This is a genomic window from Paenibacillus sp. FSL F4-0236, assembly GCF_038000135.1.
GTDB lineage: Bacteria > Bacillota > Bacilli > Paenibacillales > Paenibacillaceae > Paenibacillus_AQ.
The window spans coordinates 621,119-636,717 of sequence record NZ_JBBOBK010000001.1 but is presented as its reverse complement, the minus strand read 5'-3'; the positions used below and the strand labels follow the sequence as shown (position 1 = coordinate 636,717).

Here is a 15,599-nt window from a genome sequence, read left to right as displayed (position 1 = left end):
ATAGATACTATTAAAATTCAGAGAATTAGGCGTTTTCCTTCATTTTGAGTGTACAAAGTACAGTAGAATGAAGATCCAGCTATCTTGGATTGCGTTCTATTGCACAAAATGCAATGCCTCCACCAACTTATATCGCACTTCAACCCCCTCCGCCCGCACCCGCATCTGTATCTCCCCCTGCTGATCCGTCCGGAATATAGATGCATGGTGATCTTCCAATCGCTCCAACACCTCAGCTTTCGGGTGACCATACAGATTATTAACACCCGCAGAAATCACCGCTGCTGCAGGCTGCCAGAAGTCAAGCCAAGCTTCGCCAGAAGATGTCTTGCTCCCATGGTGAGCCACCTTCAGCACATCAATGACAGGTCCAGCGCTGATCCCCTTTTGCTTAGCCTGCTCTACAATCTCCTCCTCGGCATCCAGATCCATATCTCCGGTGAATAGAAAGTTCCTACCATTCATCTCTAAGCGAAAAGCTACCGAATCGTGGTTCTGATCTTCAAGTAAAGGAATGCCATTCTGATAAGGAGTACCCGACGCTTCTCCATCCCTACCCTCCGGCCATAAAAAGGACAGCTCCGTCTGATCATCCGGGGAAAGAGTCATTCCTTGATGCACAGCATACAACTGAACATCCCTCTCTAGTGCAGTCCTCATCATTCCCAAATAAAACTCGCGATCAACAAACGTTCCATTAAAAAGCAACGCCGAAACTGGAATTTCTTCCAACACGGCTTGGAGTCCTCCGGCATGATCTTGATCTCCATGTGTCAAAATAATCGCATCTAAACGGTGGATACCACGTTTTTTCAGCAGAGGCGCCAGCACTTTAGCGCCAACCTCGAACGGACTTCGGCGAACGCGCCACTCTTCTTTTTGACCAAAGTTTATGGTTCCACCACCGTCCACTAGAATATGTGCTCCGCTCGGTGAAGTGATGAGAATGCTGTCGCCTTGTCCGATATCCAGATAACTAATTGTACTTCTACCTGCTTGACCATCCGACTGATAACCCCTATACAGCAACATCCCCAGTCCAACCGCCAATAGTAGAACAATCGCTCCGCTCCAGCGTCCAACCTTAGAAGCACCAACAGCAAGCTGTGCATTCCCCACTCTTCCAAACCCACCGTGACTGTTCACAGATAAACCAGCCTCCGCTAATGGTCTAGTCTCATCCTCCATATATTGCGGTGCAGAACGAGCTTCCTTTCTTAGCTTGGCAACATACAGCAGACCATACAACAAAACATAGTATACCCCGATCCACAGCAGTGAAGGCGAGCCCCAAATCAGTACTCCACCAGTAAATTCGTTGATCCACTCCACAGCGTAAAAAGTAAAGTTGTTCAGCATCTCCGTAACATGTGCCAGTACTTTTGCAGCATCTTCCCACAGGCGTCCAAGCAGTAGCGCAAACGTCCCTAGCGGCAATACTACAAAGGTAATAAAAGGTACAAAGACCAAATTGGCGACAAAGGACAGTAGCGAAAACTGATTAAAATAATAAATCGTGAGCGGGAAAGAAACTATTTGGGCCACTAACGTCACCGAGACCGCACCTTTAAGCCAGCGTGGCAGTATGCTCAAAAGAGGATTCATAAGCGGAACGTAGACCATCAAACCCAGGGTCACCAGAAAAGACAGCTGGAAGCTGACACTGAGCAGCATATAAGGATTCCAGATCAACATAACCAGTGCCGATGCCGCCAAAATATTCAGTCCATCCTTCAACATTCCAACTCTTGCAGCGAGCAAGGCAATCATACTCATCAGCCCCGCACGCACAATGGACGGACCCGTACCAGACAAGAGGACGTATACCGGAACGAGTATGAAAGTGAGCGTTAGTGCGGTCTCTTTTGTCAAGCGTAAGCGTCTGAACAGAAATAAAAGAACGCCTACATACACCGCTACATGCATACCTGAAATAGCGAGAATATGCGTCAAACCGAGCTGGGAGAACTGCTTAAAGGTATCCGGATCGAGATCATCCTGCATCCCAATGATTAAGCCCTTCATGTACCCAGAGTGGCGTCCTTGAAAAAGATGGTCCAGCTCCGCCCCAAGGGCCGTTCGCGCGCTGTCATTTATGCGAAAAATCGTTAACGGACTCCATGAATCTGGCACGGTTACCCTTATATTTTCCGCTCCCTGCCCCTTCAATAGCCAATGAATCTTCTTCGTATGTAAATAAGCACGATAATCGAAGCCTCCAAAATTACGCGCTACTGCCGGCTCTTCCAGCACGCCATTAAGCAGCACCTCATCCCCTCTTCGCCACTCCGCAGCGACAGCAATTTCTTGCTCAGCCAGAAGTTTGATCTGCACCGCTATTAACTCACCCTCCACCTTTTCACCCTGCTCTTCCACAGGATCAGATGCTTTTTCATCCCCTTCTGCAAGCAAGTTCATAAATGAGAGCTTCATTGTAAAATCAACCCGATCCCCATCCCGTTCCACGACAGAAATGATCGTGCCTCTAGCTTCCACGGGGCTCCCATTCAGCTCTGCAATCGTGCTACCCAGCGCTTCAGGCATTCCGCTAATATTGCGAGCTTCGTTCCACTCCCAATATCCAGCCGCTAAAGAAATGGATAAACACAACACGGCTATGTATTTCCAACTTACTGTTCCCCACACCCTCAGACTCACCAATAAAAGTATTAATCCAGCCCATGCTAACAGCAGTCCGTTCACTGAGCTTAAGCAAGCCGCTGCGCTTCCAGCCACCCAACATACTGTAAAGCTTAACAAGGGTCTTTCCTTCACGTGCCCATCCCCCTTTCACAATACTGGATACAAAAAAAGAACCTCTGCATACGCCATAAAAGCGCACGAGAGGTTCTTCCTCAAGCCATCTTATTAAATTGGTGTTATACAGATCAGCTATTCCGATACTTTGATCATCGTTTCACTTGGCGGCTCATAGTTCTCCAATTGACGAAATATGATACCCTTGGCAGCCATCATCGCTTCAACCTTTTCCATATCCTTACGGTAAGGTCGGTAATACACGATTTCCACGATACCGCTGTTCGCCAGCATATTGGCGCAGGTCCAGCAAGGCTCATCTGTCACATAGACGGTACTGCCTTCCCGATCGATTCGGTCTGTAAATAGCAAAAGATTCTGTTCCGCATGAATCGTGCGAATACAGCGCTGTTTCTTCACCATTGTCTCTACGCCATCCACGATTTCCATTTCATATTGCTCCGAGAGCATACAGCCTGCCTCTGAACAATCAGGTACGCCCATTGGCGCCCCGTTGTACGCTGTTCCTAGCAACTTCTTGCCTTGTACCAGCACAGCACCCACATGTCGGCGATTACAGCGTGAACGAGTTGAGACCATGCAGGCAATGTCCATGAAATAAGTATCCCAGTCTTTACGATAAGCAGCAGTCATAATCAATCTCCATATCCTTCTAAATAGTTGTTAACTATTGTAGCACATCCCCGCAAGTATTCACTAGGACAACGGTTGTAGCACATTCAACAGTACCTTCAATACCCTTTTATCTTCAAAATATTACTAAAGGCTTTAGCTTTTCAAGCATTTTGGGCCCGATCCCCTTCACCTTCCCCAAATCTGACAGACTACGAAAAGCCCCTTCACGGTTGCGGTATTCGATTATAGTCTGGGCCTTCTTCTCTCCGATGCCCGGAAGATCCATCAGCTCCTTAGCACCCGCAGTGTTCACATTTATTTTACCATCCTGTGAAACGACTGACGTGGTAACTTCAAGCGCCTCCAAAGCATTCTCTCCAGTAACTGTTGTCCCTTTTTCATCTACTGGAGTCGGGACAGTATGATCTACTTGTGCAGTATCCTTCACCTTCTGAGCAGCATCAGACTTATCACTAACTTCAGCCTTTCCAGCACTATCATTTTTCCCAGAAGCATCAGTCTTCCCAGTAGCTTCGGCTCCCACTGTAACTTTCCCAGCACTTTGCTTATCTACCTTCGTCTGTTGGCCTCCCACTTTGCCCTCTGTAGCCGAAGCTTCATCTGGCTCAGCGACTCCAATCGCTTGTTCCATGCTTCCATTCAAGGTTTCCCATCCGGCAATGCCGGAATCCCCCTTGTTCCCTGCAGACCATAGCAACCCACCACCCAGTAGAGCTACAACCACTCCGAGCACTATATTCCCTTTATTCAAAATGCGCTCCCCCCCACGAAAATTCGTCCTATACTTTTTTGTGAATCTTCATACATTCCTTTAATTGGAATTCCCTTTAATAATTCATACAAAACCTGTCATTTGTCCAAGGCTATCCTGCATACATATAACGAAGAGAATTCATGTCAGTTAGTAAAAAGCAATGCTAGAAAGGAGGAACCACAGGTGAAAGTAGGATTTATCGGAACAGGCAGCATGGGCAGCCTGCTGATCGACGCCTTTCTTTCTTCCGGAGCGCTAGAACCGTGTGATGTGCTTGCCAGCAACCGCAGCCTGAATAAGCTGCTGGAGCTTGAGAAGCGTCACCCCGGCATTTCCATTTGCGGAAGCAATAGGGAGACAGCGTTAGGAAGTGATATCGTTTTTTTATGCGTAAAGCCACTTGAATTTAAAACATTAACAGATGAGATCGGCTCATGTCTCCGGAGTGAGCAAATTGTCGTATCCATTACAAGTCCAGTTCAATTGCATCATCTGGAATCCGCTTTGCCGTCCAAAATTGCCAAGATCATCCCAAGCATTACGCACTGCGTCAAGAGTGGGACTTCACTGTGCATATTTGGCAGCAGGCTTAATAAAGAAGACAGGCTTGTACTGCTACAGCTATTGTCTTTCATAGGTGTTCCCTTAGAAATCCAAGAAGCACATACCCGAATCGCTTCTGATTTCTCCAGCTGTGGACCTGCGTTCTTAAGCTATTTCATTGAGCGCTGGATAGAAGCAGCCGTTGAGGCCACTGGAATTGAAGAGACATTAATCAGCCGACTCGCTGGTGAAATGCTGCTTGGAACAGGCAAATTACTGACAGAAGGGGAGTTTACCCCGCAAGAGCTTCAAGAACGGGTCGCTGTTCGCGGTGGCATTACCGCAGAAGCGTTAAACCACTTACGTACCAGTCTAGATGGTGTATTTGAACGCCTCATCACGACAACGCATGATAAATATGATGAGGATGTTATTAAGCTTGATGAGCTATTCGGACACGACACTATTAATCAGGGTCCTAAAGAACGTTAGAACAACAAAGCCCGCAGCACGGATTTCTCCGATGCTGCGGGCAGAATTGCGTTCTTCGCTTAACCCACTACAATATTTACAAGTTTGCCAGGAACCGCAATAATCTTGCGTACGGTTTTACCTTCTACAGCTGCACTCACATTAGGAAGTGACAGCGCATGAGCTTGCATTTCTTCCTGACCCATATCCAGCGGAATCAGGGCGCGTTGTACGATTTTACCATTAACTTGAATAACGATTTCAACCTCAGCATCGACTGTCCATGCTTCATCATAAGTTGGCCAAGCCACGTAGCTGATGCTTCCTTCATGACCAAGCAGTTGCCACAGCTCTTCAGCAATATGCGGCGCCAGTGGTGACAACATTTGCACAAAGTGTTCGGCAGCTTCATGGGACAAGGTTTCTTGCTTGTAGGCATCGTTAATGAAAATCATCAACTGGCTAATCGCCGTATTGAAACGCAGATGTTCGAAATCCTCAGTGACTTTCTTAATCGTTTTGTGCCAAGTACGTTTGAACTCTTCCGTACCGCCATCTGCTGTGATTTTAGCATTGAGCTTACCTTCCTCATTCACGAACAGGCGCCATACACGGGACAAGAACCGGTGAACCCCTTCAACACCCTTTTCATTCCAAGGTTTGGTTGCTTCCAGAGGGCCCATAAACATTTCATAGACACGCAGTGTATCTGCACCGAAAGCTTCAACAATTTCATCTGGGTTGATGACATTTCCGCGTGATTTACTCATTTTTTCATTATTATTTCCAAGAATCATGCCTTGGTTAACCAGCTTATGGAACGGTTCTTTCGTTTCCACTACGCCGATATCATAAAGCACCTTGTGCCAGAAACGTGCATAGAGCAAGTGAAGTACGGCATGCTCCGCTCCGCCAATGTACAGATCCACTGGAAGCCATGCTTTTTGCTTCTCAGGGGAGCACAGCTCTTGATCGTTTTTCGGATCAATATAACGCAGGTAGTACCAGCAGCTGCCCGCCCATTGCGGCATGGTGTTGGTTTCACGGCGAGCCTTCATACCAGTCTCAGGATCGATCGTTTCCACCCACTCTGTTACATTCGCAAGTGGAGACTCCCCAGTACCCGATGGTTTAATCGCATCTACATCAGGCAGTACCAGCGGCAGCTGATCAACCGGAACAGTCTTCATTGTACCGTCTTCCAAATGCAGAATTGGAATCGGCTCTCCCCAGTAGCGTTGACGGCTGAACAGCCAATCACGCAGACGATAGGTTACTTTACCTTTACCTACGCCCTTCTCTTCCAGCCAAGCAATCATCTTCGCAATCGCTTCTTCATTCTTAAGTCCATTCAAGAAATCAGAATTGACATGCGGTCCGTCTCCGGAATACGCCTCTTCTTCAACGTTGCCACCTTGTACGACTTCCACGATATTCAGGCCGAATTGTTTAGCAAATTCCCAGTCGCGCGTATCGTGACCTGGAACCGCCATGATCGCACCCGTTCCATATCCGGCAAGTACATAATCTGCTATCCAGATCGGTGCCTTGGCGCCATTCACAGGATTAATTGCATACGCACCCGTGAATACACCGCTCTTTTCTTTAGCCAAATCTGTACGCTCCAGATCACTCTTATGAGAAGCTTTCACACGATATTCTGCAATCGCTGCACGTTGTGCTTCTGTTGTAATAACATCAACCAATTCATGCTCTGGTGCCAATACGCAGTAGCTTGCTCCGAACAATGTATCTGGACGTGTTGTAAACACTGTCAGGCTAGCGTCGTGACCTTCAATTTCAAAGTTCACTTCTGCACCTGTGGATTTGCCGATCCAGTTACGCTGCATATCCTTGATGCTCTCAGACCAATCCAGCTCTTCCAGATCTTCAAGCAGACGCTCAGCGTACTCAGTAATTCTCAGAATCCACTGACGCATCGGTTTGCGAACAACCGGATGTCCTCCGCGCTCACTTTTACCATCGATAACTTCTTCGTTGGCAAGCACTGTACCCAAGGCTTCACACCAGTTAACAGGTACTTCTGCTACATAAGCCAAGCCTTTGTTGTACAACTGGATGAAAATCCACTGCGTCCATTTGTAATAATCTGGATCTGTAGTGCTGATCTCGCGATCCCAGTCGTAGGAGAAACCCAGCGATTTGATCTGACGACGGAAATTATCGATGTTCTTATCTGTAAAATCACGTGGATGCTGACCTGTATCCATTGCATACTGCTCTGCAGGAAGTCCAAAAGCATCCCAGCCCATTGGGTGCAGCACGTTAAAACCACGCATCCGTTTGTAACGGGATACGATATCCGTTGCTGTGTAGCCTTCTGGATGACCTACGTGCAGTCCTGCACCTGAAGGGTACGGGAACATATCCAGTGCATAGAAATTCGGTTTGGTTGGATCTTCACCTGTCTTAAAACTTTTGTTCTCATCCCAGAACTTTTGCCACTTGGGCTCAATAGCCTGCGCCCGGTAACCGCCGGCAGGTATACTGTTTGTTTGATTGTCGCTCATTGTCTGCTCCTCCTTGGAGTGTTACTACTTAGATTTCTTAACCAAGCATAAACTGCCATCGGCATCCTTATAAGGACGACAAGCGTTTATGCGAGAAATATAAGACATGAAGTATTTCGTGAAACCTATACCCTCTTATATTTACAAAAAAACCTCCCATCCCTAGCGTATTATCGCTAGGGACGAGAGGTTATAATTCCCGTGGTACCACCCTAGTTAGCGGCTGAATATACTTTATTCTGCCACTCACTTTGCACCCTTTAGCGGGGGTGAGGCGACGGCGGTTCACCTAGGACATCCATTATGTCTAGTGGATATCCTGAAACTTGCGCCGTTACTCCGAGGTGAGTTCACTCCGTTCCGTTAACCGGCTCGCACCTTAGTGCCGGCTCTCTGCAATAACGGTATAGAATTAATACTCCTCATCATCGATCAACTATATATACCGACTGTTCATCAGTAATATTCCCCAACATTATATACAAAACTGTTGACTATAGTCAATGTTTTACCCTATTTACACGGGCTTTCGTTTGATTAAATACGTCATAAAGTGTTGAATAACGACTTTTGCAGCCGCGAAGAACGGTACAGCAAGGATAAGTCCGATCATTCCCGCCAATTCACCGCCAACCAGAAGCGCAAAAATAATGAGCAGCGGATGCAAATGCAGCTTCTTTCCCACCACCTGTGGTGAAATAATGTTACTTTCCACGATTTGGCACACTGTGTTAACCACTGCAACCAACAGCACTAAACGAAAAGAAACAGTCGAAGCCATTACAATGGCTGGTGCAGCCCCCAAAAAGGGACCCATATACGGAACAATATTGAACACTGCCACAACACTCGCAAACAGTAAAGCATACGGCATTCCGATGATGGCATAACCGATATAAGCAAGCACACCTATAATAATGCAGACCAGAAACTGTCCACGAATGTAGTTGCCGAGTGCATCATCGATATCTTTTAACAAAGTTACAATAGACTTACGGCGTGCGCGGGGCAGACAAGACACCACCGTCCGCTCAAACACATCAAAATCCTTCAGAATATAGAACACTAGAAACGGTACGATGAAAGCATTGAATAGCACATTAATCGTTGTCCCTATATTATCGAGAAAATTAGAAATCCCTTCGGCGAGACGACTTTCCAATTGGAAAAACCAGTTGTTCATCCCCATCTCGACCCCGGGCGGGATTAGTCTAGAATTCATATGTCGCATCAGCCCTTGGGCTTGCAGCGTCATCTCTGGCAAATGTTCATTCAACTCTTCAAGCTGCTCGATAAACATTGGGATAAGGTTAATTGCGATCACTGCAATCGCCGTTAGGAATACTGCATATATTAGTAGAACAGCTACACTACGCGGCATCTTCCGTCCGGCCAGCATACTAACGACGGGATTCAATACGTAGGAAATAATCATAGCTGCCAGAAATGGAGCGAGGATTGCCTTCAAAAATACAAATATCCCCTGCAGCATCGGACGAAGCAACCAAACAAAATACAAAATGATCAGGGAGAGCAGCACTCCGATCATCCAGCGGAACCACTTACTTTGGGACCATTGCTCCATGAGTGTACCCTCCTGCGACTGTAGCCTGGACTAGCTTCGTAAATAAGTATATGTATGGCCGCAGCAAAATAACCATCAAGCACACAAAATAACCCCACAAAGTGAGGCCTGTGCTTCGATGCTTTGCGGGGAACCCCCAAAATAACCCCACAAAGCGAGGCTTTTGCTTCGATGCTGAATCAGGTACTTTGCGGGGAGCCCCAAAAAAAGCGCCAATAACCCTGCAGCTGATTTCAACTGAAAGGAGATTGACGCTTTAAGTACATAGATCATTCTTGCTTACAAAGCAAGATTCATAGTTAAGACGACGCATGAATTTGCGGGAAATCCTGAGTCATATCATCCCCGGAGAAGAGATCGTCCAGCGAGCTGAGTGTGCCATCTTCTTCAACTTGATACACCGACATTTTCTCGCCGTTTACCGTCAATTCAATGAAACAGCCCCAGCAATAGAACTGGTGGGAACCAATCTTTCCGATATCTTTGGAGTTACAATTTGGACACTTCATATAATACATTCCACCTATCCGTTAACAATATTAATGGCTTTTTGTAGCCGTTCTTCGCTCATTGCAGGAACCATTAAAGCATTCTCACCAATGGACATCTCATCAGAACAAGGCAGCCATTTGCGGCCTTCGATCAAATCAGTCACAAGCCCGTCACTGATTTCCAGCGCTCCTATTGTGTTTCCCAACTTTTGGTCAAAATAAACATCCGATATTCGTCCAAGTATAGTTCCAGTTGTAGTCAGTACTTTCAAATCCTTAAGTTTGTTCTTTCCTAATAGAAAAGTACAAGGTATATGATCGGCATCTGTCTTATCAATCGACTCTTTACTACGAATCATGACAGCATCCTCGCCGTAGGCCACAATATCTTTCCATGCCACAAATTTCACATGGCCACCAAAAAAAGATTTGCTTTCCAGTTCAATACCCGTAATATTCCAGTTTGAATCGAGTAGAATATCGACAATCTTGCCGATTTCATTCCCCTCTTCAACTTCAAATACAGCCAAGCCGATCAGATCTTGTAGTCTCATGGCTGCCTCGGTCCCCTCACTTTGAGTGTACTTACGAGTTCTCAGAAAGCCAAAAGCCCGAATCGCCCCGATACAGATCGAAACCTAGAGTAACTAGTCTCATTTACGTAGGCGATTCAAAATGGTTTCAACTTTTCGAGCAACGTACTCGATTTCTTCAGTAGTATTACCCAAACCGATACTAAATCGAATCGCAGACTCTAAAATATTTTGGGGAAGTCCCATTGCTTTCAGAACATGAGATATTTCCAGGGATCCTGAGGTGCAAGCCGAACCACTTGCTGCCGCAATCCCCTCCATATCCAGGTTCATCAGCATAACATCTGTCCCAGCCCCTGGGAAGCTCAAATTCAGAATACTAGGCAAAAACTCCTCGGTATTACCGTTAAGCGAGTAACGCTCCCGTCCAATCAGAGTATCCAGCTCCTCGAGCAGTCTACTGCGTAGGAGCTTCATATTCTGTTGACGTTCTGACAGCCCCTTAACCGCTATTTCAACGGCTTTGGCAAACCCAGCTGCTCCGGCTAGATTCTCTGTTCCGGCACGTCTGCCGCGCTCCTGAAGGCCGCCATGAAGTCTTGGATGCAGTGGCGCTCCGCTTCGAACGTATAAACCACCGATCCCTTGAGGCCCATTGATCTTATGAGCAGTAAAGCTCATGTAATCTACTGGAAGCTCTCGGAGTGTAATAGGGAGTGCACCTAGAGCTTGTACAGCATCTACATGGAACAGAATTCCCCGTTCTCTAGCAAGCTGACCAATCTCCTGGATAGGCTGAACGGTGCCGACTTCATTATTGGCATACATTACGCTGATCAACACCGTGTCTTCCTGCAATGCAGCCTCTACGTCTGTAACAGATACCCTGCCCGTCGAATCCACAGGGAGATAGGTAACTTTGAAGCCTTCCTTCTCTAGCTCTTCGCAGGTATGTAACACTGCATGATGCTCGATCTGGGTGGTGATAATATGTTTTCCTTTATGGGAAACTGCAGCTGCTGCTCCATAGAGCGCTAAATTGTCGCTCTCGGTGCCGCCTCCAGTGAACACCCACTCGTCAGGTGAACAGCCCAAAAAGGCGGCGATATTATCGCGCGCCCCGTTCAATATTCTTTTAGCTGAACGCCCGAACTGATGTACACTCGATGCATTTCCGTATTGTTCTGTCATTATATTCAGCATGACCTTAGCCACCTCGGGATGAACCGGGGTTGATGCGGCGTGGTCCAAATAGATGGATTTCATATTCATTTCTCCGCTTCTAGAGTATAGGAAACTAGTTCTTCTAAAAATATAAGAAGGTATAAGTTTCACATTATACATTATCCTTATATTTCTCGCTTAAACGCTAAATGTCCTAAAAAGGACGCCGAAGGCGTTTATACTTGGAACTATTAAATTATACCGCGCGAGAAGTGAGTTTTCCACAAGCGAAAGAACACAATATTGTAATCATTTCCCTATGAAGCTAGGATTATAGTAGCCAGTTCTCTTCAGAGGTTACCTCAATGCCATTTTTTCTAAGTAAAGCTGTAGTAACGCCATTTCCGGCTATTTTCTTCCCTTTGAATTCCCCATTATAAATCATACTGCTGCCGCAAGAAGGACTGTTTTCTTTAAGCACTACCATCGTAGCTGATACCTCTTGGGCTTTTGCAAGCGTGATATAAGCACCCTTTAAATACATATCTGTAACATCTGTACCTGATCGATCCACTACTTTAGCCGTCCCTGCCAGCACATCCTCGCCATTCCCACCAATGATTTCGGCTGGTTCTCTAGGCGTTGAGAATCCTCCCAGCAACTCTGGACACACAGCAATAGCTTGATTATCATTCAAAAGCTTCTGAATTTTCTCATCCAAACAATCCGTACCATTATATCTCACCTTCATGCCAGCTAGACAAGAGCTTACCAAAATCACCAATGAGCACCTCTTTCTTCATTCATTCCGCTTCGTTTATAATAAGAAATATTCCGAGCATAACATGATGAAATTAAGCTGTAAACGGAGTGAACTTCTAATCTACTGACTGGGGAGTGTAAATAATGTGCGGACGCTATACAATAACCGTCACTATGGAAGAGTTGATGGTCAGATATTTTGCGAATGATTCAACCATTATCCACTATGCCCCTAAATATAACGCCGCGCCCATGCAGCAAATTCCGGCAGTCATTAATACAGGTTCCAGCAATAAGCTCGGGGAACTGCGTTGGGGCCTGGTTCCTTCATGGGCAAAGGATGACAAAATCGGCAATAAAATGATCAATGCCCGGGCAGAATCGCTGCTGGAGAAACCTTCTTTCAAGCGCTTAGTAAGCTCACGCCGCTGCATCATCCCATCTGACGGCTTCTACGAATGGAAGGTGCAGGGCAGCAGCAAACAACCCATGCGGATCGTGATGCGCGATGGAGGTATTTTCTCTATGGCCGGATTATATGATATTTGGATGGACCCTGAGGGTAATAAACTAAGTACCTGCACGATTATAACGACTACTCCGAACGAGCTTATGGCTGAAATCCATAATCGCATGCCGGTTATTTTGAAGCCTGAGGATGAGACAGAGTGGCTGGATCGGGGCAATCAGGACACTACCTCTCTAATAAAGCTCCTGAAACCGTATGATCAACAACTAATGCGAGCCTATCCAGTTTCCATGGCTGTCGGAAATGTTAGGACTGATGCAAAGGAATTAATTGAAGAGGCGCAGAAATAGAAGGATAATTTATAACGTAAGCATATAAATTCTTATATTAAAAAAAACATCTTAACCCTGCGGCATAACCGCAGAGTTAAGACCATCGACGCTCGATCTTAGACCGGCGTCTCATCAATTGATGAGACATCTGGAGAAATCTATCCGCATACAGCCCGGAGGAAAGATTGTTTCGGATATGCCATTCGCCATTCATCCTAATTCTGTCCCGCAATGCTGGATCATGCATTAAAGATAAAGCAGCATTCACAGCTTCATCCAGCTGCCCTCTTGTGTATATTTTTCCAGTATGATTATTAATGACAAGTCTCCGAATGCCATCCGAATCCGTAGTAAGAACAGGACAACGACACAACATCGCCTCGGCTACTGCGTACCCAAACCCCTCGAGAATAGAGGTTGAACATAGCAGTCCACCCGAGTCACCAATAATGCTCATATAATCTGCCATTTGCCCGTGAGGAACATTGGAATGCGAAATCAAACGTGAGGAAATCCCTGTCTCGGCTACAAATTGTTCGAAGCTCTCTTTTTGCTCCGGCTCAAACAAAGTATCGTCCTGAAAAATCCATAAATAAAGCTCGGGATGGATCGCCAGCAGCCGTTGTCCGATTTGTAGAAATTCTCTCCAGTTCTTATTCGTTTGAATTCGTCCCACCCAGCCGAGGATGGGAAAGCTTTTTGCGGGATAATTGGTATATCCAAACTGATCGCAATCGATCGGATTGTCAAAGCAATATTGACTAACAGATGGAAATCCACCTTTAAAAAGCGTCTGCAAATGAGTGGTTTCTGGATAGAGCAGTGCATCGGTTAGCTTGTGAATCCGCTCATTAAAATTACTAATAACTTGCTCCGCTTCATCTAAGGTCCCCAATCCCTGCACCTCAAAAACAAGCGGCCCCTTGTAACCAAACCCTCTAAACCTCTCCGCTAAGTAAATATCCGTACACACTACAATCAAGTCAAAAGCTTCCCGAGTGAGCAGTCCCCTGATCTCGTCATCATTATTGGTAATATAGGTTTGAATATTAGGGATATTTTGCTGCCCTTTTCCAGGGTGTGTGTACAACAAATGACACTCTACACCGCGATCATGTAATGCTTGGCAGCGCACTCGGTTCAGGGTCTGCATGCCGCCGCTCGGGTTGAAGAAGGTGAACAAAATCTTCATTACGATCACTCATTCACATATTATTTTAGGAAAAATAGATCTTCAACAAATCATACAAGTCTGTGCTTCGAAACAGCTCATTATAGTAGTGATTTTTAGTCGATGGGACATGTCTATGCCGGAATCCAATCAAGCTATGATCATCTGTATAATAATTGGAGATCGTGTCTCCACCGGTAGTAATCAAAGCCTCCAGCATGTATTCAATATCGAGTGCTCCAATGAAAATCTTGGGACCAAGAACTATCGTGTAGGGAGTGGCCAAGTGCTCTAGCGCTCCACAAATCGCGTGCGACTCCACAACTCCTGGCATGTAAACAAACTCTGTTGCAGGATGAGGGATTGAACCTATTAGAACAGATGGTTGACCCGTAAGTGATAAATCCAGCACCCGACACTCATAATTGCTATACGTCTGTTCATACAAATTCTCTATCCTCGCTATTTCCTCCGCACCAGCATTTACTACAGGATATAAAACGGTAATCATAGGACGAATCCCTCTACGGAATCGCGCCTGATGGCGGGTCAAGTGGTACGTATATCTCCATCTCCGATGATTTTCAGTGGAATGTAACTGTGCAGATACACTAAAGGTAGAGTCCACACGATAATTCACCAGCTCCACGGGGATAAAGCGAATATCACAATGTTCAGCAAGTCTCAGCCAGTAATCATAATCCTCCACCGGCTCCATTCCGTACCCCCCAACAAGCTTCGCAACCTGCGATTTGTACATGAAAGAAACACCAATAAGCGAGTAATCCAGCAATCTCTCTTTGGGCTGTGACTGGTAATTTCGCTGAGTAGCTAGCTGATGCTCGTTATGAAGTAGGTTTCCCTCGTTATCTATACTTTGAAAAGAACTGTACACGATTCCTAGTTCCTGCGGCCCCTTCACTAGTGCCCCTCGAAGGATTTCGAGAAAACGGGGTTCATAAACATTATCGCTGGAGACCCAGCTCAAATACTGAATACTCGGTTCGCTAAATAAAAGATCAAAGCCCGTATTCAGCGCATGTGCAATACCCCTGTTCTGTACATAAGAGATAATAGTTACCCTTGGATCCTCAGCAATTATTGATCTCACAAGCGGTTCCATATCTGGTGCACCATCAATTACAATGATCAGTCGAAATTCGGTGAAGGTTTGGCGCAGAACAGACTCCAGAGCTTGCCGGAGGAATTCCGGCTTTTGGGTATACAAAGGCATAACTACTCCTACATCCGCCATGATTTTTACCTCTCTCTACATTGGAGTATAAAATTAGTATATTTAAATTCCACCTTTGTGCCTGTGTGAATGCCTCTAAGAGGATTTATTGCGCCTAAAAAAGAAGCAACCACCCAATTCTCAT

General features: G+C 46.0%; 13 protein-coding genes. 2 read left to right on the top strand and 11 right to left on the bottom strand.

All coding sequences use genetic code 11. The features are described 5' to 3' along the window. Positions 1-96 precede the first annotated feature (96 nt). The 3 genes from NSQ29_RS02940 to NSQ29_RS02930 all read right to left on the bottom strand — a co-directional run bounded on the left by NSQ29_RS02940 (position 97) and on the right by NSQ29_RS02930 (position 4,165). Positions 97-2,775, bottom strand: a complete 2,679-nt coding sequence (locus NSQ29_RS02940) for a ComEC/Rec2 family competence protein (protein WP_341124338.1) — start codon at positions 2,773-2,775, stop codon at positions 97-99. A gap of 117 nt (positions 2,776-2,892) precedes the next feature. Beyond that, positions 2,893-3,411 (bottom strand): deoxycytidylate deaminase, encoded by a 519-nt coding sequence (locus tag NSQ29_RS02935; RefSeq protein ID WP_042191041.1) that lies wholly within the window; start codon positions 3,409-3,411, stop codon positions 2,893-2,895. 115 nt (positions 3,412-3,526) lie between these two features. Continuing rightward, positions 3,527-4,165, bottom strand: a complete 639-nt coding sequence (locus tag NSQ29_RS02930; protein WP_341124337.1) for a helix-hairpin-helix domain-containing protein — start codon at positions 4,163-4,165, stop codon at positions 3,527-3,529. Between the two features lie 186 nt (positions 4,166-4,351). On the opposite strand from NSQ29_RS02930, the gene comER reads away from it, so the two are divergent. Further along, positions 4,352-5,203: a late competence protein ComER gene (comER, locus tag NSQ29_RS02925; protein WP_076284823.1), complete on the top strand. Its 852-nt coding sequence runs from the start codon at positions 4,352-4,354 to the stop codon at positions 5,201-5,203. Between the two features lie 59 nt (positions 5,204-5,262). On the opposite strand, the gene leuS is transcribed toward comER, so the two are convergent. The 6 genes from leuS to NSQ29_RS02895 form a co-directional block, all read right to left on the bottom strand. Continuing rightward, positions 5,263-7,713: a leucine--tRNA ligase gene (gene leuS / locus NSQ29_RS02920; protein WP_340972342.1), complete on the bottom strand. Its 2,451-nt coding sequence runs from the start codon at positions 7,711-7,713 to the stop codon at positions 5,263-5,265. A 517-nt stretch (positions 7,714-8,230) separates the two neighbouring features. Continuing rightward, complete coding sequence (locus NSQ29_RS02915; RefSeq protein WP_042191048.1) at positions 8,231-9,298, bottom strand: AI-2E family transporter; 1,068 nt, start codon at positions 9,296-9,298, stop codon at positions 8,231-8,233. Positions 9,299-9,597: 299 nt separating this feature from the next. Further along, positions 9,598-9,807 (bottom strand): hypothetical protein, encoded by a 210-nt coding sequence (locus tag NSQ29_RS02910; RefSeq protein WP_036677557.1) that lies wholly within the window; start codon positions 9,805-9,807, stop codon positions 9,598-9,600. A gap of 14 nt (positions 9,808-9,821) precedes the next feature. Further along, complete coding sequence (locus tag NSQ29_RS02905; protein WP_042191050.1) at positions 9,822-10,343, bottom strand: PRC-barrel domain-containing protein; 522 nt, start codon at positions 10,341-10,343, stop codon at positions 9,822-9,824. Between the two features lie 99 nt (positions 10,344-10,442). Continuing rightward, entirely contained in the window at positions 10,443-11,588 is a 1,146-nt protein-coding gene (locus NSQ29_RS02900; protein ID WP_042191052.1) for a cysteine desulfurase family protein, read from the bottom strand. A gap of 229 nt (positions 11,589-11,817) precedes the next feature. Continuing rightward, the gene (locus NSQ29_RS02895; protein WP_076299720.1) at positions 11,818-12,267 is read right to left on the bottom strand and encodes a DUF523 domain-containing protein; all 450 of its coding nucleotides are present in this window, start codon (positions 12,265-12,267) and stop codon (positions 11,818-11,820) included. A 125-nt stretch (positions 12,268-12,392) separates the two neighbouring features. Here NSQ29_RS02895 and NSQ29_RS02890 point away from each other — a divergent pair, with 125 nt between their 5' ends. Continuing rightward, positions 12,393-13,067 (top strand): SOS response-associated peptidase, encoded by a 675-nt coding sequence (locus tag NSQ29_RS02890; RefSeq protein WP_341124336.1) that lies wholly within the window; start codon positions 12,393-12,395, stop codon positions 13,065-13,067. 76 nt (positions 13,068-13,143) lie between these two features. Here NSQ29_RS02890 and NSQ29_RS02885 read toward each other — a convergent pair whose 3' ends face one another. Further along, entirely contained in the window at positions 13,144-14,241 is a 1,098-nt protein-coding gene (locus tag NSQ29_RS02885) for a glycosyltransferase family 4 protein (protein WP_042191056.1), read from the bottom strand. A 25-nt stretch (positions 14,242-14,266) separates the two neighbouring features. Next, positions 14,267-15,475 carry a glycosyltransferase family 2 protein gene (locus NSQ29_RS02880; protein WP_076284827.1) on the bottom strand — a complete coding sequence of 403 codons (1,209 nt, stop codon included), beginning with the start codon at positions 15,473-15,475 and terminating at the stop codon, positions 14,267-14,269. Positions 15,476-15,599: the final 124 nt, after the last annotated feature.

Bases quoted from the DNA above. Each gene is read 5' to 3' on its own strand.
- NSQ29_RS02935 (WP_042191041.1), bottom strand. From the start codon at position 3,411: ATGACTGCTGCTTATCGTAAAGACTGGGATACTTATTTCATGGACATT.
- leuS (WP_340972342.1), bottom strand. From the start codon at position 7,713: ATGAGCGACAATCAAACAAACAGTATACCTGCCGGCGGTTACCGGGCG.
- NSQ29_RS02915 (WP_042191048.1), bottom strand. From the start codon at position 9,298: ATGGAGCAATGGTCCCAAAGTAAGTGGTTCCGCTGGATGATCGGAGTG.
- NSQ29_RS02910 (WP_036677557.1), bottom strand. From the start codon at position 9,807: ATGAAGTGTCCAAATTGTAACTCCAAAGATATCGGAAAGATTGGTTCC.
- NSQ29_RS02905 (WP_042191050.1), bottom strand. From the start codon at position 10,343: ATGAGACTACAAGATCTGATCGGCTTGGCTGTATTTGAAGTTGAAGAG.
- NSQ29_RS02900 (WP_042191052.1), bottom strand. From the start codon at position 11,588: ATGAAATCCATCTATTTGGACCACGCCGCATCAACCCCGGTTCATCCC.
- NSQ29_RS02890 (WP_341124336.1), top strand. From the start codon at position 12,393: ATGTGCGGACGCTATACAATAACCGTCACTATGGAAGAGTTGATGGTC.
- NSQ29_RS02885 (WP_042191056.1), bottom strand. From the start codon at position 14,241: ATGAAGATTTTGTTCACCTTCTTCAACCCGAGCGGCGGCATGCAGACC.
- NSQ29_RS02880 (WP_076284827.1), bottom strand. From the start codon at position 15,475: ATGGCGGATGTAGGAGTAGTTATGCCTTTGTATACCCAAAAGCCGGAA.